The organism is Streptococcus sp. SM3, assembly GCF_027497875.1.
Map to the genome: position 1 here is coordinate 1 of NZ_JAJNSA010000024.1, position 16,156 is coordinate 16,156.

The window sequence follows — 16,156 nt, forward strand, 5'->3', positions numbered from 1 at the left end:
GAGAAGTAGAGTCCGCCATGATGGCAACGGAGTAGCCCATATCACGGAAGTATTCGGCAATAGTAATCCCTGTGTAGATGGAAGCTTCACGCGCCGCTACTGGCATGTTCGAAGTGTTGGCGATCAGAACAGTCCGTTGCATGATGGATTGACCAGTCGTTGGATCGATCAATTCTGGAAATTCATTCAGAACGTCCGTCATTTCATTTCCTCGTTCCCCACAACCAACGTAAATTACGATGTCTACATTGGCAAACTTAGCCACCTGGTGTTGCACAACTGTTTTCCCAGCTCCGAAAGGACCAGGAACAGCTGCAGCTCCACCTTTAGTCACAGGGAAGAAGGTATCGATGACCCGTTGACCGGTGACCAAAGGCTCTACTGGAATCAGTTTTTGTGCAAAAGGACGGCCTCGACGAACCGGCCATTTTTGCATCAAAGTACCAGTAAAGAGGCTGCCATCTGCCTGCTCGATCTCATAGACCGGCTCTTCCACTGTGTAAGAACCTGCTGCGATCTTGGTCACACGTCCACTGACACCAAAGGGTACCATGATGCGGTGTTCCACCATATTGGTCTCTTGAACGGTACCGACGATGTCTCCAGCGACCACTTCTGTCCCTTCAGTCACACTTGGTTCGAAGGCCCATTTGGTGTCCCGATCTAGATTTGGAACTTGCACCCCACGAACCAAAAAGTCACTGGCAGTCACTTCTTGGAAACGTTCCAAGGGGCGTTGGATCCCATCAAACATCTGAGAGATCAAGCCTGGTCCCAATTCAACAGAAAGGGGGGCTCCGGTTGTTACCACTGGTTCTCCTGGACCAACTCCAGACGTTTCTTCGTATACTTGGATAGAGGCTTCGTCACGTCGCATCTCAATAATTTCGCCAATCAAACCAAGATCGCCGACCCGGCAAATGTCTTGGATATTGGCCTCCTGCATCCCTGATGCGACCACCAAGGGACCGGAAACTTTGATAATTTTTCCTTGAGTCATGTATTCCTCCTGGGAATCCTTTGTTTCTTTGTTTTACTTTTGTGCTATCTCTCTTAGAGCTTGCTTTTGTTGGCCATTGTCATCGAAGTTGCTTGGATCCAACCAAGCTTCGAAACGCTCTTTGATTGCTGGCCATTCTTGGTCAATGATAGACAACCAGTCTGTATCGCGGGTACGACCTTTATAAACAACAGCCTGACGGAAACAGCCTTCATAGGTGAATCCTAAGCGCTCAGCTGCTTTTCGAGAAGCTTGGTTTAAGGCATCGCATTTCCACTCATAACGGCGGTAACCTAACTCCTCAAACACATAGCGCGCTAATAGATACTGGGCTTCTGTAGCCATGCGAGTCTTTTGGAGCGCTGGTGAGTAGGTCACTGCTCCGACTTCGATCACCCGGTTGGCTTGATCGATCCTCATGAGAGAGAATGTCCCTAAAGCCTTGCCTGAATCTTTGTCTACAATCGCATAGTAAAAGCGACCTTGGGCTGTCATGAGATCATCTAATAAGCGGTCCCACTCCTCTTCATTGCGGGCAGGACCTTTAAACAGAAAGGTCCACATCGCTGCTGGAGAGTCTGGCCCGTAAACCTGATAAAGATCTGCTCCATGTTTTTCTTTTGAGAGGCGCTCGATCACGGTATAGCGACCTTCGATCCGCTCAATAGCTGGCAAGCGCCCCGGTGTAAACTCCGGCAGTGCATCCCCAATCGCTTGACCAAATTCATTTGTTCTCATAAAATATCCTGTCCTACTGCTTTTTCGACATTATCACGAATCCGCTGTTGGCCCAGTCCTGTAGTCCCTCTATGGGTCGGGATAAGAATCAAGGCCGGTGTCAGCTGCTGGTCGTAAAAAGCCACTGTTTCTGGAATAGCTTGAGCAATATCCTCTGTCAGGTAGATAATCCCGAAGTTTTCCCGACTGAGTTTTCGCAAGGTATTGATCGCTTCTTGCGGCTCTGTGACCGGATAGGTTTGAAAGCCAATCAGGCGAAAAGGAAGGATGGCGTCCCGATTGCCCACAACGGCGATCTTATAGGTCTGTTTGTCCATAAATCGGTCTCATCCTTTCTTTGATTTCTGCTAGCGGAAAACCATTGTCCAAACCAGAGAGGACCAAACGAAGGTTGGTCACCTCTAACTCTTTTCCGTAAAGATAACGAACAAGAGGGAGTGGTCCATCGACTTCAAAACGGCCAGCGTCTAGAAGACTGAATTTCACCAAACTTTCTAGATACTCCAACTCTGTTGTCTTGAGTTGACCGGTGCGCATCTTTTCTTCATAAGTCTCTAAGGCGAGATCGTACTCCAGCGGATTGACTTGATAAAACCAGGTCAACCACTGACCAGATTCTAGCAGGTCGATCACCTGATGGGCACTGAGGCTTCCTTCATCCGAGAGCAATTGGTGCATAAAACTATGCGGTTTTTGCTGATCCAAAGCCCGTTTGACCGTAATCGCATTGTAAAAGTCAATGGTCACGTCTACCAACTGCTTCAAAATCGGATGATCTAGACTGTCTCCTAAGTATCTCAGGTGTTTAAAATAAGCTAAGTCCATCCCGATTTCGAGAACCCGCAAGTCCTGATAGTCTTGGAATTCTTGCCAAGTTGCAGCCACTTCTTCCGCCATAAAGGCCGGACAATGCTCCGCAGAAAAGGTCGCCACCAAATGCTCGAGCACATCAAGAGAATAAGGACCGACGGGGATCAATAAATGCCCCAACTTGCGCTCTGTCGCCTTGTGTTTTAGATAAACCTTGAGATTATGATAGGTGTACTTCAAGGTAAACAGGCTAACCAGGTCTGACTGAGGGCTTACCTCAAAAGCCCATTGGTATTCCGCCAACAAGGCTGCCATCAGACGCTCTTCAAGGGCTGCTAAATCCTTGATCTCGTGGCTGTCTAAAGCATAAGATGTCCCTTGTAGCAAGCCTTCTCGGCTCTCACTGGAGGGACTTGCAAGCAACTGCTCGAACTGACTGGGACTGACAAAACTAGCCTCACGTACGCTGATTCCTGTATTAACTTGAGAATAGGTCCGTTCGCTCATTGCAACCTCCTAGTTCTCTTCGTCGGTGAAAATGCTGGCTGCCATCTGGTAGCTTTCTTGCTCCCAAATAGAATCCACCAAATCACGGTAGAGATAGTTGTCATCAATCTTCCCAACCGACAAGACAAAGCCTGCCTGAGCTGGGATTGTCGCATCCGCAACTGTCACATTCTGATGAGTCTGCTTCAATCTATCGAGAGCTGCTGGATCAAATTTGCTAGCACTCACCACCCCAAAGGTCAGAGTCACAACTTGCCCTTGATAGCGGTCTAAAATCGCATCTACAAACTGCATTTCCTTTTCAAGGGGCCAAGCCGCCATTGCTTCATAAGCATCCGCAAAGAGATCCTTTAAGACTCGTTGCTTGGTGACAAGGGTTGATTGGCGTTTTTTATTTTCGATTTGTTGGGTTTCACGTTGCAATTGACGTTGAATCCGCTTGAGCTGCTCGGAGCGTTGATTGTGTTTGTCTTGAATCAAACGCTCTTCTTGTGCAGTCTCTTCTTTTAGGATGGTTTCCTTGGCCTCTTCTAAGAGTTTACGCCCTTTTTCATGGGCTTGGGCCAAGATCGAATCCTTTAATTGGGTTTGTTCATCCATATCGTTTTTTCTCCTATTGCATGCGTCTTGTGTTTTTCGCCTCGTAAGGCGAATCCATCAAAGCTAGCTCTTAGCCGACGCGTAGGGTCAATAGGAAGGACACAACGAAGGCCAAGATGGCATAGGTTTCAACCATGGCCGCAAGGATAACCCCTTTCATCATGTCCTCAGGACGTTTTGCCAAGATTTGCATCCCTGCTGTCGCAACATTTCCTTGGTGTTTTGCTGAGAAATAACCAACGATCGCAACTGGAAGAGCTGTAAAGAAGTAAGCAACCCCTGTTTCAAGTGGCATATCTGGCTTAATTTGCAACCAGATCAAGATCCCGATAACGAAACCGTACAAACCTTGTGTACCTGGCAACAATTGCAAAATCAGGGCTTGGGCAAATTTTTCGGGTTGTTCTTTCAAGAGGGCTGCTGCTGCTTGACCCGTTTTACCAACCCCAAGGGCAGATCCCATCCCACTAAGTGCGACTGCGATCGCCACACCAAATGCTGCAAAGAAGGCGCCCCCATGGGCTGAAAAATATGATGCTAAAGATTCCATGAATATACTCCTATTTTTTTAAGATAATACTTATTTTTTTGTTTTAATATAGCGTTCAGAAGGTTTAAGAGGACGAAATGGCTTGCCTCCTCCTTCGTAGAACTTACCGAAGAACTCCACAAAGATTAAACGGGCTCCATGCACATATCCTGACAAGAAGGACAGGAACATGTTAATGGCATGTAGGACGATAAAGAGCACAAGCCCTACCGTAAACCGTCCAAGCGGTGGGAAGAGATTGACAATCAGGTTAAAGGCTGAACCGATACTCGCTCCAGACAATCCCAAAGCCATCAAACGGGTGAAGCTGACCAAGTCTCCGACATAGCCACTGACATTGTAGAGGTTAAAGAGACCAGACGCTAAACCGGACAGCTTCTTGGCACTGACAATGGAAACAATCAAGATCCCAATGGCATTCAAAATAGCTAGCCACTTACCAATCGGAACTAGGACGCTCATCCCTGGTAAGATATTGCCTACTGCTAGAAGCATTAAGCCAAGTAGGATCAAAACCCAAGCAAAGCCCGCATTATAGGCTTCCGTGTAGTCTTTGAGGCGGACATTTTTCATCCCCCCTAGGAACAGTCCCACTAAGACAGTGACAAAACCAAAGACCACTGAGAGGATCAGGATGGTCATAGCGTTGCTGGTCGTACTGATCAGGGCAAAAGGCATCTCAAATCCAAAGAAAGAGCCATAGACCACACCCCAGAGGGCCACTGAAATTCCGAGGAGACTGAAGAAACGAAGGTTTTTCGCTGTCCCAGGCTTGAGCTTAAAGGCTTTAAGGGCAAACCCTGTCGCTACCGTTAGCAAGAGGCCATAACCAATATCTGCGACCATCATGCCAAAGAAAACAAAGTAGAAGAGAGAAACGATCGGAGTTGGATCTTTCTCGTAATACTTAGGCAAGGCATACATCTCTGTGACTAATTCAAAAGGCTCTACCAAGGCGCTATTTCGCAACTGGATCGGCACGTCATCCCAATCTTTTTCTGTCACATCGCGCGTCTCAAGTAAGACCCGAGAACCAAAGCCTTGTTGCAAGAAGTCTCGTAACGAGGCCACTTGCGATGTTTCAATCCAACCCTCTAAGGCTACCAAACTTTGCGTGCTAGCTAGCAGTGACTTGGCTTCCTCACGAGCCCCCAAGCTCAACAAGTAATCCATCTGATACTTGAGTTGGTCCAACTCCTTCTGGGAGTCTTGTAACTCTGCTAGGGTTGCTGCAACGACAGCTTCCTGCTCTTTGATTTCCCTTTCTAAGCGATCCAAGTAAGCAGCTGGGACTTGCTCTTCTTCATAGTCCAATTCTTTGAACCCATGTTCTTCCAGAAGCTCCTGAACAGCTACACGGTCTCCCGAACGATACAAGATGACATAGCCGTGTTCCGTCTCAGACGTAAAGACTTCTTCTAACTCCAGCTCAGGATGAGCTTTTAAGGAAGAACGAACAGCGTCTGTATCGCTATTCGGGATGGTCCCAATCAAACCATGCACATAGTGAAAGGTAGCAAGGGCTGTTGGTGTCACCTCTAACGGTCGCCATTTTTCTAAGCGCTCGATCTCTCCCTTTGCATCTGCAATCTTCTGGCGAGCCTTGTCTAACACGCGCAATTGGCGTTTCAACTTGGTCAATAGAAGATCCTCATCTCGAATCATCCCGTGGGCCTGCAGATCATCAAAAGACAAACTTAAAGGTTCTTCCTTCAGAGCTTGCAGGGCCTTCTTCTCAGGCATATAGGGCTCCAGAGTCTGAATCATTTTTTCAACTTGTTCTTGACGTTTTTGTAGCTCTACCAAGACTTGACGATTGTCCTCTGTCAAGGGTTGAGACAAGGTATTTGCCTCAAAAGCAGCCTGCCACTCTTCCTGTTCACTTAGGTCATAAATCTGGATTTTCGCCTCAGACTGCAGCGCTAGTAGGAGACTGTCCAAGTCATCTTTGGGCAAGATGAGAGACAGTTTTTGCATCTGACTAACGGCCATAGCTTGCTACCACCTTTTCTACAATGGCTTCAACTAACCCAGCTCGCTTATCGGTCATCGCTTGCTGTACTTTGGCATCATTGCGCGCAACCGTTTCTTCCAGATCTTTCGTTAAACGGACGAGTTTTTCCTGGGCGTTTTTTTCTGCCTCTGTAACCAATTGCTTGGTTTCCTCATCGTAATGCTGTGCCACTGTTGCAAGGCGATCGCGTGAATCCGTTCGGATTTGTTCGACTTGAGCTTCATAGCCTACAATCACGCCTTGAGCTGCTTGCTCGATCTCTTGCATCATCTCGAGTGTTGCATTCGACATTGTCACACCTCCTTATTCAACCATTATTCTTCGAACAACAGTACAATTATCTTAAATTATACCACAATTCATATCGTTTGTTCAGGCCCAACCGGGAATTTTCAGAAAATTGCGGACAACCAATAAGAGCTTCGTTTCAAGTTTGGTAGCGTTCTCTTCTTTTCTCATATCCTGTTCCTAGTTTCAGTGTTTCTTGATTTCTTTTACTTGAATAAAGCGGTTACCCATGTTATAATGTGTAATATATTATAGGAGCATCCTGTTATTTCATCTCGTGAGAAAGGAGGATTGCTGTGAAACAAGATCAAGATTTACGCGCCATTATCGCCAGCCATGAAGCTGAGTTAACGGATATGGAACGCGACATTGCCCAATATTTTTTATCGTCAGAAGCACGACAGCACTCCCTGTCCTCTTCTCGTGTAACGGAGTTACTCCACGTCTCAAAGGCAGCTTTAACACGTTTCTCTCAAAAATGTGGCTTTTCCGGCTATCGGGAGTTTGTCTATCATTTTAATGAGGAAACAAAGAATCAAAAACAAGTGCAAGAACATGACGAACTCACTCTCAGCGTCTTGCAACGCTACCACCATATCAGCAACGTCACTGAAAGTCTGGTAAAAGATTCCCAATTGGATCGAGTAGCTGAGCTGATCAATCAAGCGGACCGAGTCTATTTCTTCGGGATTGGTAGTTCTGGTTTAGTCGCTCGAGAAATGAAATTGCGCTTTATGCGACTAGGCGTTGTTTGTGAAGCCCTGACTGATCAAGACGGCTTTGCTTGGACGACCAGTATTCTCGATTCCTCTTGTTTAGTCATCGGCTTCTCATTGTCAGGAGGCACAAACTCCATTACAGACAGTCTTCTGAATGCGAAAGAAAAAAGGGCTAAAACGGTTCTTGTGACCGCTAATCCCGCTGCCATCCATCAAGGATTCACAGAAGTGTTACCAGCCGCACCCCTTCCTAGTAGTACCTATATCGATCGTATCTCTGCGATTTTACCACTCCTCATCGTGGTCGATTTAATCTATGCCCATTTCCTTAATAAAAGCCGAGAACAAAAGGAAATTGTCTTTAATAGCTACTGGGAAAACAAAAAGCTTTCTAGTCAACGTTCTCGAAAATCATAATATAGTCTCCCTATTTAAAAAGCATGAAAGATAAGGTTTTCTTCGTCTTTCATGCTTTTTGTGATGAAGCAAAAACAAGTCGTCAGTGCGACTTGTTTTATGTTCCATGTTTTTGTCTAAAGTGGTAGTAGGCCCCCAACATACCCGCAGCATTTTGATGGTGAGCAAATTCTAAACGGATCTTATCTGCTAGGCTAGGAACCAGTTCCGCACACAGAGCTTGATAGATTTTAGGTTTCAGGATCGCTTCCTGAACCATAATTCCCCCTCCAAGAACGATGACTTCCGGATTGACCACATAAACGATATTAGCCAATCCTTTTCCAAGATAGGTCACCATCCGATCAATTCCAGCCATACAGATTTTATCTCCTTCAGTTGCCTGCTTGAAGATCCGGCGACCATTCCACTGTTCCACAGGATCACCATGATGTTCTGCCACATACTCGACTAAAGCCGTCGTTGAAGCCAGGTCCTGAAAGGCACCGTCTGGCAAATGAAGATAGCCAACCTCACAGGCTGAATTGCTAAAGCCATGAAAAACCTGACCATCAAGCAAGAGACAACCACCGATCCCTGTTCCAATCGTCAAGCAAACAGCATTGTTCGAGCCTTTTGCATGACCTGTTGTGACTTCTGCAAGACCGGCACAGTTAACATCATTTTCAATCTCGCAAGGGATCTGAAAAGTCTCTTCGATTTCCTTTTTAAACTGAGTTCCAGCATAGTTGGGAATTTGTGGCCCAGCATAAAAGATTTCTCCCTTATCAGGATCCACCATCCCGGCCGAAGAAATCGCAACCCCTGCCAAGGCATGCTTCTTCAAATAACGGGCTACAATTTCCTTTGTTGTGTTAAGAATGTGAGGTCCTCCTTTTTGGGCCTCCGTTGGCATTTCATGGGTCTCTAGGAGTTGCCCTTTTGCATCGGCTAGACCATACTTGATACTGGTCCCTCCGATATCAATTACAACATATGGATTCATCTAGACCTCCTTTGATCAAAGGAATCTGGCTTTTGTGTCCTGAATGAGTTGAGCAGCACGTTGAATCACTTCTTGATCCGCTTCTACTACTGGCGTCAAAGGGGAGCGAACAGATCCCAAGTCCAAACCTTCATTGATGCGCAAAACCGCTTTGATGACCGCATACATATTGCCATGAGCAGACGTCAAGACTCCGATAATGTCATTGATGGCAAACTGCAGGGCACGCGCAGTCTCCAAGTCTTTCTCAGCAATCAGCTGATTGAGCTTCAAGAAGAGCTCTGGCATCGCACCATAGGTACCACCGATCCCAGCATGTGCTCCCATGAGACGGCCACCTAAGAATTGTTCATCCGGACCATTAAAGACGATATGGTTATCGCCTCCTAAAGAAGCAAAAGTTTGAATGTCCTGAACAGGCATCGAAGAATTTTTCACCCCAATCACCCGTGGATTTTTCAACATTTCCTTGTAAAGACTCGGTGTCAAAGCTACCCCAGCCAATTGCGGGATGTTGTAGATGACAAAGTCTGTATGGGGTGCTGCTGCACTGATTTCATTCCAGTAGTGGGCCACACCGTATTCTGGCAAGCGGAAATAGATCGGCGGAATGGCCGCAATGGCATCCACTCCTAGTTCTTCTGCATGTCGTGCCAATTCCACGCTATCCTTGGTGTTGTTGCAGGCTACGTGAGCGATGATGGTCAATTTTCCTTTAGCTACTGCCATGACTTCTTCCAAGACCAGCTTGCGATCGGCCACGCTCTGGTAGATACATTCGCCAGAGGATCCGTTGACATACAAGCCCTGCACACCTTTCGCGATAAAATATTCTACGAGAGCACGCACCCGCTCCGGGCTAATTTCCCCTTGGTCATCATAGCAGGCATAAAAAGCAGGGATGACTCCTTTATATTTTTTTAAATCTGACATTTTTTCTCCTTTTGTCGTATCAGTAATGTTATTAACCCATGATCTCTGATAATTTAACTTTTCGGTCCTCATTAATGGAACGAGTACAAGCATCAGCAGATGCAATTGCTTCTAACGCCGCTTCTCCGGTTAATAGTTTTTCAAATTCTTTTGATACAGGAGCACCATTCATTATGTCATGAAGATATTTCATTTCTTTATCTATCACGGATGAAAGCCACAATGGAGTTCGTTTCCCTGGTTTACCATAAGCAATGGCACCATCCATCTCAGTGCTATGATAAATTCTTGTACGGTCATCATCCTCTTCCTGAGATTCATGAATTAAGAAATAAGTTTCTTTTCCGTCTACTTTGAGAGTACCTTTACAATTAAATAGGTCTAATTTTATAGCACCCTTTGTTCCCTGGATCAAGACATAGTGTTCTCCCCAACGATAGGCTGAGCCCCATTCAAGCAAGGCAAATCGCTTACCAGGGAATTCCATATTGACAAAAATCATGTCATCTTCATCACCAAAGTTTTCTCCTTGGTGAGCTACATTTCCACCTGTCATCGTAACTGTTTCAGGAATACCTCCCATTAAAAATTGAACACAATCCAACTCATGGATATGGTGGTAAAGATGGCCTCCTGATTTTTCACGAATTTTTTTCCATGAAATTGATGGTTGTTGTTCTTCCCAGCCATTTCTAGCTGTATGACAGTATAAAACGTCCCCAATAACCCCTTGATTGATCAATTCTTTAGCATGATGGACACCATTAAAGAAATTCATAATATGACCAGCCATGAAAATCACACCATTTTCTTTACATGTTTCTACCATCTCTTTACAATCTTCGTATGATAAAGCAATCGGTTTTTCACAGAATACATTTTTTCCATTCTGAGCAGCTTTAATAACAGGTTCTTTATGCAGATTATTAGGAGAGGCAACGATCACACAGTCTACATCATCACTTTGAACCAATTCATCTAGTGACGAAGCCACTCTTGCTCCTAATTCTTCTGCTACAGCTTCTGCATTTTCCGGATCATACACCACTGTAATTACTGCACCATCATTTTTTTTCATATATCTTGCTAATTCAGCACCAAAGTATCCTGTGCCGACAACACCATAATTTACAACCATTGTTTTTCTCCTATTTCTATTTTTACTATTTTACGGATCCTTCAGAAAGACCACTTGCGATTTTATTTTGGATAATTGAGAAGAAGATAATTGAAGGCAATACCACAATTACGGATGCTGCCATCATATCTCCCCAATCCAGTATTTCCGAGCCATTTAATGAACGCAAAGCCACCGCAACAGTCATCTTACTTGTATCGTTGATCAAAATCAATGCATAAAGAAATTCATTCCAGGCATTGATAAAGGTATAGATCGCTGTAGCAACAATCCCTGGCGCTACAATTGGTAATACCACTTTATAGAAGGTAACAAATTTATTCGCACCATCTATTTTTGCTGCTTCCTCAATTCCAATTGGAACTGTTTGGAAGAACCCTACTAATAACCACACCGCATAAGGAACACTAAATGAAAGATAAACAATCATTAAACCAATTAAACTATTGGTCAATCCAACTTTTGCAATTGCAATTGAATAAGGAATTGCCAATAAAATCGGAGGGAAGATATAGGTAATCACAAGCAACCGGGACATGATAGCCCCTAATTTTGGAAAGAATCGAACGATACCATAAGCAGCCATTGCAGAAATGATAATAGCGATGACAGTTGTCGTTAATGCGATTAACAGGCTATTTTTTATATTATTTATAAAATGTAGATCATTAATAACATGCGTAAAATAATCTAGAGTAAACTGTTTGGGCCAAAATCTTGTTGGAAATTGGGTTAATTCACCTTTTCCTTTTACAGAAGAAAGAAGAATCCAAACTAAAGGAAAAATTGCAATAATAGTCGAAATAACTAAAACAACATGGGATCCAATATCAAGGAGTACATTTGTTCTTCTCTTCATCATTTTCTACCCTCCTTCTCCCATTTACTAATTACTCCAAAGTAAATGAAACATATTGCCAATAAGAAAATAAATAACAAAACTGTTACTGCTGAGGCACGCCCAAGGAGTTTTGTTCCCCAACCGAGATTATATGCAAATATTGGCAATGTTGTTGTCGCGTTTGAAGGGCCACCACCTGTAATAAGATAAATAATATCAAAGTTATTAAAAATCCATACTGTTCTAAGTACAACAAGTAATCCTACTACCACTTTAATATGAGGTAAAATTACAAATCTAAAAACTTGCCAACTGGAAGCTCCATCAATCCTAGCAGCTTCAAACTGTTCCTCCGGAACCGTTTGTAAGGCAGATAGAACATTGACCATGATCATAGGGGCACCAAACCAAATATTAATAAACACTAAACAGATGAAAGCCCACGTACTTTCTGTCAAAAATCCAGGGACGTGATTCATCAGTCCTAATTTCACAATCAAGTTAGGTAGATAACCATATACTCCATTTAAGATCCATTGCCAAGAAAAGGCGATGACAATAGTTGGAAATGCCCAAGGAACAATCAACAATGTTCTATATAACTTCTTAAAGCGTCTTACTCTATGCAAGGCCAGTGCTAACACAAAACCAACAAGCACTTGTCCCAAAAGAGAAAAGACTGTCCACTTAAGGGAATTAAAGAAGGCATTGTAGAAATTAGGGTCCGATAAAACTGCTTTATAGTTTGCCAATCCTACAAATTTATACCTTGGCATGATCAAATGTTTGTTTGTAAAGCTAAAATAGATGCTGGAGAAAAATGGATAAACAAATAATAGTCCAACAATGATAATAGCAGGTAATACAAACACCCATCGAGTCAAATTTCTATTTTTGACCATATGCTTATTCCTCTCTAAAAACAGAGGCCACATAATTGTAGCCTCTGCTATCATTATTTAACATCAACTGCTACAGTTTCAAATAAATCATTCAATTGTTTTTCTGCATCCTTAGCAGCCTCCATTGGGTCTTTACCATTTGTAATAATATCTTGGAACATTTGTTCAATGATATGTTGGTTTGTTAACATTCCAGCTTGAACACTTGGACCATTTTCATATCCAATAGCTGTACCTTTTTCCGCTGCTTTTGTAATAACTTCTTCTGCATGTTGGAATTTCTTGCGGATGTCATTATCTTTATAGGCTGGATCATTACTAATTCCTTTGATGGCAGGCAACATTCCAACAGGAGTTGAATCTAAGAAGCTAATATAATCTTTCTTTTCATACAAAGATTCTAAGAATGCTTTCGCTACTTCTGGATGTTTTGAATTCTTCCAAACTACCAATGGAATATTAGAAGTTTCAATGCCATAATCTTTATCTGATTCTTTTACTTTTGGAATAGGATAAGCGTCAATCGCATCAATCAATTGAGGGCTATTTGCTTGAATACCACCTACATGGAATCCTGAGTTAAAGTCAAATGCTGTCTTTCCTTGATAGAACAAAGTAGCTTGTTGCAAGACATTAAAGTTCAATGAATCTTTCGGAGAAAATTCTTTGTACATCTTCACCCAATATTTAATTCCATCTTGAGCCAGTTTGCTTGTCAAGTTAGCTTTCAAATCTTTTGTCAACAGGCTACCACCGCCACTTCGTACATAGAAATTCAAGAAGCGTGTCCCCATCATATCATTTGTCCCGAAAGGAACAGACAATCCATAAACTCCATTTTCTTTTAATTTTTTAGAAGCTTCATACAACTGATCCCATGTTTTTGGAACTTCAATATTATATTGTTTCAATAAATCAGTGCGAACCCACATAACTTGAGCATGTGAGTACAAAGGCACGGAATAAAAATTGCCATCAACCTTCGCTTCATCTAATGCTGTTTTATTAAATTTGTCTTCTCCAATTGTCTTAATAGTATCATTCAATGGAACCAAAGCATCTGAATTGACCATTTCCATAACTTGGTTTGGCAAAGCTGTACTAATATCTGGAACATTGCCATTTGCTAATCCAGTCGTCCATTTTGTATAGAAGTCATTCCATGAAAATGTCTCAATCTTGATTTTAACCTTTGGATGCTTCTTCATGAACTCATCAGCTGATTTTTGAATACTTTCTAACCGAGGTCCCTGAGTAAATGAGTGCCACATTACAATTTCACCAGATAATTCTCCAGATTTATTACTTCCTTCTGCATCATTTTTTGAAGATGAACATGCAGTGACAAACAATGCGAATAACGCGAGAACCAAAGCGAAAAGAATTTTCTTACTATTTTTCATTGTTTTCCTCTTTCTATTTTAAATACAAAAAATGCAATCTGTGCTTTGAAGCCTTAACTTCTCCGAAAAAACTAACTATATCGCTTATCTCCTCCATTTTCTATTTGACATATCTAATCAATCGCAATTTTGAATAGATACTTTCTGACTATTTCTTCCTGACCTGAATAGCCATTTGGTTGATGAGGTTCACCAGGGAAGAAGACTGCAAAATTATGATAGCCCAAATGAAGTGGATAGAATTTCTCACAATGAACAAAGCCAATATCACTTGCTTCATCAAATGGAATAGCTTCATCTAGGATACGGGAACCGTAGCTAGAAAATTCATGTCCTTCAACTAATAAATGAAGGTCGGCATAACGACGATGATGTTCAAAGCGATCATTTTCATCTTTGTTAAGGGTGTTTTCTTGGACAACGAGAAAGACCTTGTCACCGTCGATATCATATCTCCCGAGATCAAAAGAATCTTTCCGGTGTTCATAGAGAAAATCAATCGCTTGATCCAGATTAGGATGAATCCCTTTGTACAATTTTATGTTTATTAAATCATCAAATATCATCTATTTCTCCTTTTACACTAGATTTATGTTGCAGAAAGTTAAGCAAATATGACTTCCTTCTTGAAATCTTCATCGTTATCCTTCACTGAAACACTCTCATTAAATGAATTCGACTACTCTCTATTCGGTCTCCTCCTCCTTCAATCTACTGTTTTGTTTTCTCATTTTAAGGCTGCGACGAAGCGCTCTGTAATCTCTTTTGGTCGAGTAATGGCACCACCTACAACGATGCCGCGAACCCCGAGATCATGGATTTTATTGGCTTGATCCGGATAGTGGATCTTGCCTTCTGCGATGACATCTACTCCTGCTTGGCAGAGGCTATGGATCAGTTCAAAATCTGGACCATCGACCTTTGGACTGTAGTCTGTATATCCAGATAAGGTCGTTCCGACAAAGTCTACTCCAGCTTCAACAGCCGTCAATCCTTCTTCCAAGGTCGAGATATCGGCCATCAACAGCTGATCGGGATATTTTTCTTTGACTTGATGGATAAAGTCACTAATCAAAAGGCCATCATGACGGGGACGTTTGGTACAATCCAGAGCAATGACCGCGATATCCAAAGCTGCTAATTCATCAACTTCTTTCATGGTAGCCGTGATAAAGGGTTCTTCTGGTGGGTAGTCACGCTTGATAATCCCAATGATCGGTAACTTGGTCACTTCCTTGATTTCCTTGATATCCCGGACACTATTGGCTCGGATCCCGACAGCTCCACCCTGCTCAGCCGCTTTAACCAAGAGAGGAATGACTCCTCCAGTTTCTGTATAGAGCGGTTCGTGAGGGAGAGCCTGACAAGAAACAATGATGCCATCTTTGATTTGCTGGATCAATTCATCTTTTGTAATCTTTGACATAACTCCTTCTCCTTTGATAATAAGGCAACTCGAGTACTTGTAAATTGATTATAATCCATTTTTAAAGCGCTTACAATATTAACCCTGCAATTGGATTATAGTTTCACATTTAGGGGAAAATAAAAAGATCTCTGAAACTAGTTTCAGAGATCTAGGACATGGTGATTCCCTAGGTCATCTTTTGAGTCGCTTTTTCCTTTACGACAAATACAAAGCCGATAGAGCCGACGACGGCTCCAAGCAAGATCCAATAGACCATATCCGATGAAGCCATTGGGCCTGCCAAGAGACCTGCTAGTAAAGAGAGATCGATATACAGTCGGGTATCGCGATAGAAGGTCCAATTGAAATGGTAGCTACCTTCTGGATACTGACGTGTCGATACAGCCGGTTGAAAGACCTGAAGAAGGATCAAAATCCCAACAAAAGCAAGATAAGCCAGGCTAACTACCGAAAGAGGAGCCTGCATCGTTAAAGCTACAGTCGCTAAAAGCAAGACCAAGATCCAGAAATGGAAGTCCATCCAGAATTCACGATGATAACAAAACCGTTTCATAAGATCACACCTTTCTCTTTATGTAATCGTTTTCTGTACTTATATTATAAGACAACAAATTTATTTTGCAAGGAATCATTGGCTTTTGGGGGTTGAAAATAGGACCAGAATATCTCTGGTCCGTCTAAAAAAACTATGAACAAATATTAGTTGCCACTTCATTCACTGATATCATTTTCGATAATGACTTTGAGTGCGTTGTTTTCACCCGCATGTTTAAAGACATCATAGGCTTTTTCAACTTCTGAGAGTTTGAAGTGGTGGGTGATGAGCTTGATCCAGCAGTTGCAGATTGCCTGCAGATACATAGGTTGCAGCTTTCATAAGCG

General features: G+C 42.9%; 18 protein-coding genes and 1 pseudogene. 1 reads left to right on the plus strand and 18 read right to left on the minus strand.

The features are described from left to right. The 8 genes from PAN06_RS05620 to PAN06_RS05655 form a co-directional block, all read right to left on the minus strand. A partial coding sequence (locus tag PAN06_RS05620; RefSeq protein WP_269795818.1) for a V-type ATP synthase subunit A occupies positions 1-1,000 on the minus strand: 1,000 nt, incomplete at its 3' end. A 33-nt stretch (positions 1,001-1,033) separates the two neighbouring features. After that, positions 1,034-1,738, minus strand: coding sequence for a GNAT family protein (locus PAN06_RS05625; RefSeq protein ID WP_269795819.1), 705 nt, complete (start codon positions 1,736-1,738; stop codon positions 1,034-1,036). Continuing rightward, positions 1,735-2,055 (minus strand): V-type ATP synthase subunit F, encoded by a 321-nt coding sequence (locus PAN06_RS05630; RefSeq protein ID WP_031572747.1) that lies wholly within the window; start codon positions 2,053-2,055, stop codon positions 1,735-1,737. Before PAN06_RS05630 ends, PAN06_RS05625 begins: the two co-directional genes overlap by 4 nt. Beyond that, entirely contained in the window at positions 2,036-3,055 is a 1,020-nt protein-coding gene (locus PAN06_RS05635) for a V-type ATPase subunit (RefSeq protein ID WP_269795820.1), read from the minus strand. Before PAN06_RS05635 ends, PAN06_RS05630 begins: the two co-directional genes overlap by 20 nt. Before the next feature lie 9 nt (positions 3,056-3,064). Continuing rightward, the gene (locus PAN06_RS05640) at positions 3,065-3,655 is read right to left on the minus strand and encodes a hypothetical protein (RefSeq protein WP_269795821.1); all 591 of its coding nucleotides are present in this window, start codon (positions 3,653-3,655) and stop codon (positions 3,065-3,067) included. A gap of 70 nt (positions 3,656-3,725) precedes the next feature. Then, positions 3,726-4,205 (minus strand): V-type ATP synthase subunit K, encoded by a 480-nt coding sequence (locus PAN06_RS05645; protein WP_003009435.1) that lies wholly within the window; start codon positions 4,203-4,205, stop codon positions 3,726-3,728. A gap of 30 nt (positions 4,206-4,235) precedes the next feature. Beyond that, positions 4,236-6,197, minus strand: coding sequence for a V-type ATP synthase subunit I (locus PAN06_RS05650; RefSeq protein ID WP_269795822.1), 1,962 nt, complete (start codon positions 6,195-6,197; stop codon positions 4,236-4,238). Continuing rightward, positions 6,187-6,510, minus strand: coding sequence for a hypothetical protein (locus tag PAN06_RS05655; protein ID WP_049507263.1), 324 nt, complete (start codon positions 6,508-6,510; stop codon positions 6,187-6,189). Before PAN06_RS05655 ends, PAN06_RS05650 begins: the two co-directional genes overlap by 11 nt. A gap of 293 nt (positions 6,511-6,803) precedes the next feature. Between PAN06_RS05655 and PAN06_RS05660 the strand changes: the two genes are divergently transcribed. Further along, on the plus strand, positions 6,804-7,643 hold the full coding sequence (locus PAN06_RS05660; RefSeq protein WP_269795823.1) for a MurR/RpiR family transcriptional regulator: 840 nt from the start codon (positions 6,804-6,806) through the stop codon (positions 7,641-7,643). 97 nt (positions 7,644-7,740) lie between these two features. Here the strand turns inward: PAN06_RS05660 and PAN06_RS05665 are convergent, their stop codons facing one another. The 10 genes and pseudogenes from PAN06_RS05665 to PAN06_RS05710 form a co-directional block, all read right to left on the minus strand. After that, on the minus strand, positions 7,741-8,628 hold the full coding sequence (locus PAN06_RS05665; RefSeq protein ID WP_269795824.1) for an ROK family protein: 888 nt from the start codon (positions 8,626-8,628) through the stop codon (positions 7,741-7,743). Positions 8,629-8,643: 15 nt separating this feature from the next. Beyond that, complete coding sequence (locus PAN06_RS05670; protein WP_269795825.1) at positions 8,644-9,561, minus strand: dihydrodipicolinate synthase family protein; 918 nt, start codon at positions 9,559-9,561, stop codon at positions 8,644-8,646. Positions 9,562-9,592: 31 nt separating this feature from the next. After that, on the minus strand, positions 9,593-10,699 hold the full coding sequence (locus tag PAN06_RS05675; protein WP_049507274.1) for a Gfo/Idh/MocA family oxidoreductase: 1,107 nt from the start codon (positions 10,697-10,699) through the stop codon (positions 9,593-9,595). 25 nt (positions 10,700-10,724) lie between these two features. After that, positions 10,725-11,558 (minus strand): carbohydrate ABC transporter permease, encoded by an 834-nt coding sequence (locus PAN06_RS05680; protein WP_045760232.1) that lies wholly within the window; start codon positions 11,556-11,558, stop codon positions 10,725-10,727. After that, positions 11,558-12,442 carry a sugar ABC transporter permease gene (locus tag PAN06_RS05685; RefSeq protein ID WP_049507276.1) on the minus strand — a complete coding sequence of 295 codons (885 nt, stop codon included), beginning with the start codon at positions 12,440-12,442 and terminating at the stop codon, positions 11,558-11,560. The genes PAN06_RS05680 and PAN06_RS05685 overlap by 1 nt, the downstream gene beginning before the upstream one ends. A 53-nt stretch (positions 12,443-12,495) precedes the next feature. Continuing rightward, the gene (locus PAN06_RS05690; RefSeq protein WP_195190042.1) at positions 12,496-13,845 is read right to left on the minus strand and encodes a sugar ABC transporter substrate-binding protein; all 1,350 of its coding nucleotides are present in this window, start codon (positions 13,843-13,845) and stop codon (positions 12,496-12,498) included. 113 nt (positions 13,846-13,958) lie between these two features. Beyond that, positions 13,959-14,411: a YhcH/YjgK/YiaL family protein gene (locus tag PAN06_RS05695; RefSeq protein ID WP_195190041.1), complete on the minus strand. Its 453-nt coding sequence runs from the start codon at positions 14,409-14,411 to the stop codon at positions 13,959-13,961. 161 nt (positions 14,412-14,572) lie between these two features. Next, a complete protein-coding gene (locus tag PAN06_RS05700) occupies positions 14,573-15,271 on the minus strand; it encodes an N-acetylmannosamine-6-phosphate 2-epimerase (protein ID WP_195190040.1) in 699 nt (232 codons plus the stop codon). 169 nt (positions 15,272-15,440) lie between these two features. Then, positions 15,441-15,827 carry an ABC transporter permease gene (locus PAN06_RS05705; protein ID WP_269795826.1) on the minus strand — a complete coding sequence of 129 codons (387 nt, stop codon included), beginning with the start codon at positions 15,825-15,827 and terminating at the stop codon, positions 15,441-15,443. 158 nt (positions 15,828-15,985) lie between these two features. Next, positions 15,986-16,102: pseudogene (locus PAN06_RS05710) on the minus strand (alcohol dehydrogenase); the annotation flags it as partial. Positions 16,103-16,156 lie beyond the last annotated feature (54 nt).

Coding starts and splice junctions, on each gene's coding strand:
- PAN06_RS05650 (WP_269795822.1), bottom strand. CDS start 6,197: ATGGCCGTTAGTCAGATGCAAAAACTGTCTCTCATCTTGCCCAAAGAT.
- PAN06_RS05705 (WP_269795826.1), bottom strand. CDS start 15,827: ATGAAACGGTTTTGTTATCATCGTGAATTCTGGATGGACTTCCATTTC.
- PAN06_RS05635 (WP_269795820.1), bottom strand. CDS start 3,055: ATGAGCGAACGGACCTATTCTCAAGTTAATACAGGAATCAGCGTACGT.
- PAN06_RS05690 (WP_195190042.1), bottom strand. CDS start 13,845: ATGAAAAATAGTAAGAAAATTCTTTTCGCTTTGGTTCTCGCGTTATTC.
- PAN06_RS05700 (WP_195190040.1), bottom strand. CDS start 15,271: ATGTCAAAGATTACAAAAGATGAATTGATCCAGCAAATCAAAGATGGC.
- PAN06_RS05640 (WP_269795821.1), bottom strand. CDS start 3,655: ATGGATGAACAAACCCAATTAAAGGATTCGATCTTGGCCCAAGCCCAT.
- PAN06_RS05655 (WP_049507263.1), bottom strand. CDS start 6,510: ATGTCGAATGCAACACTCGAGATGATGCAAGAGATCGAGCAAGCAGCT.
- PAN06_RS05675 (WP_049507274.1), bottom strand. CDS start 10,699: ATGGTTGTAAATTATGGTGTTGTCGGCACAGGATACTTTGGTGCTGAA.
- PAN06_RS05625 (WP_269795819.1), bottom strand. CDS start 1,738: ATGAGAACAAATGAATTTGGTCAAGCGATTGGGGATGCACTGCCGGAG.
- PAN06_RS05665 (WP_269795824.1), bottom strand. CDS start 8,628: ATGAATCCATATGTTGTAATTGATATCGGAGGGACCAGTATCAAGTAT.
- PAN06_RS05645 (WP_003009435.1), bottom strand. CDS start 4,205: ATGGAATCTTTAGCATCATATTTTTCAGCCCATGGGGGCGCCTTCTTT.
- PAN06_RS05680 (WP_045760232.1), bottom strand. CDS start 11,558: ATGAAGAGAAGAACAAATGTACTCCTTGATATTGGATCCCATGTTGTT.
- PAN06_RS05670 (WP_269795825.1), bottom strand. CDS start 9,561: ATGTCAGATTTAAAAAAATATAAAGGAGTCATCCCTGCTTTTTATGCC.
- PAN06_RS05685 (WP_049507276.1), bottom strand. CDS start 12,442: ATGGTCAAAAATAGAAATTTGACTCGATGGGTGTTTGTATTACCTGCT.
- PAN06_RS05695 (WP_195190041.1), bottom strand. CDS start 14,411: ATGATATTTGATGATTTAATAAACATAAAATTGTACAAAGGGATTCAT.
- PAN06_RS05630 (WP_031572747.1), bottom strand. CDS start 2,055: ATGGACAAACAGACCTATAAGATCGCCGTTGTGGGCAATCGGGACGCC.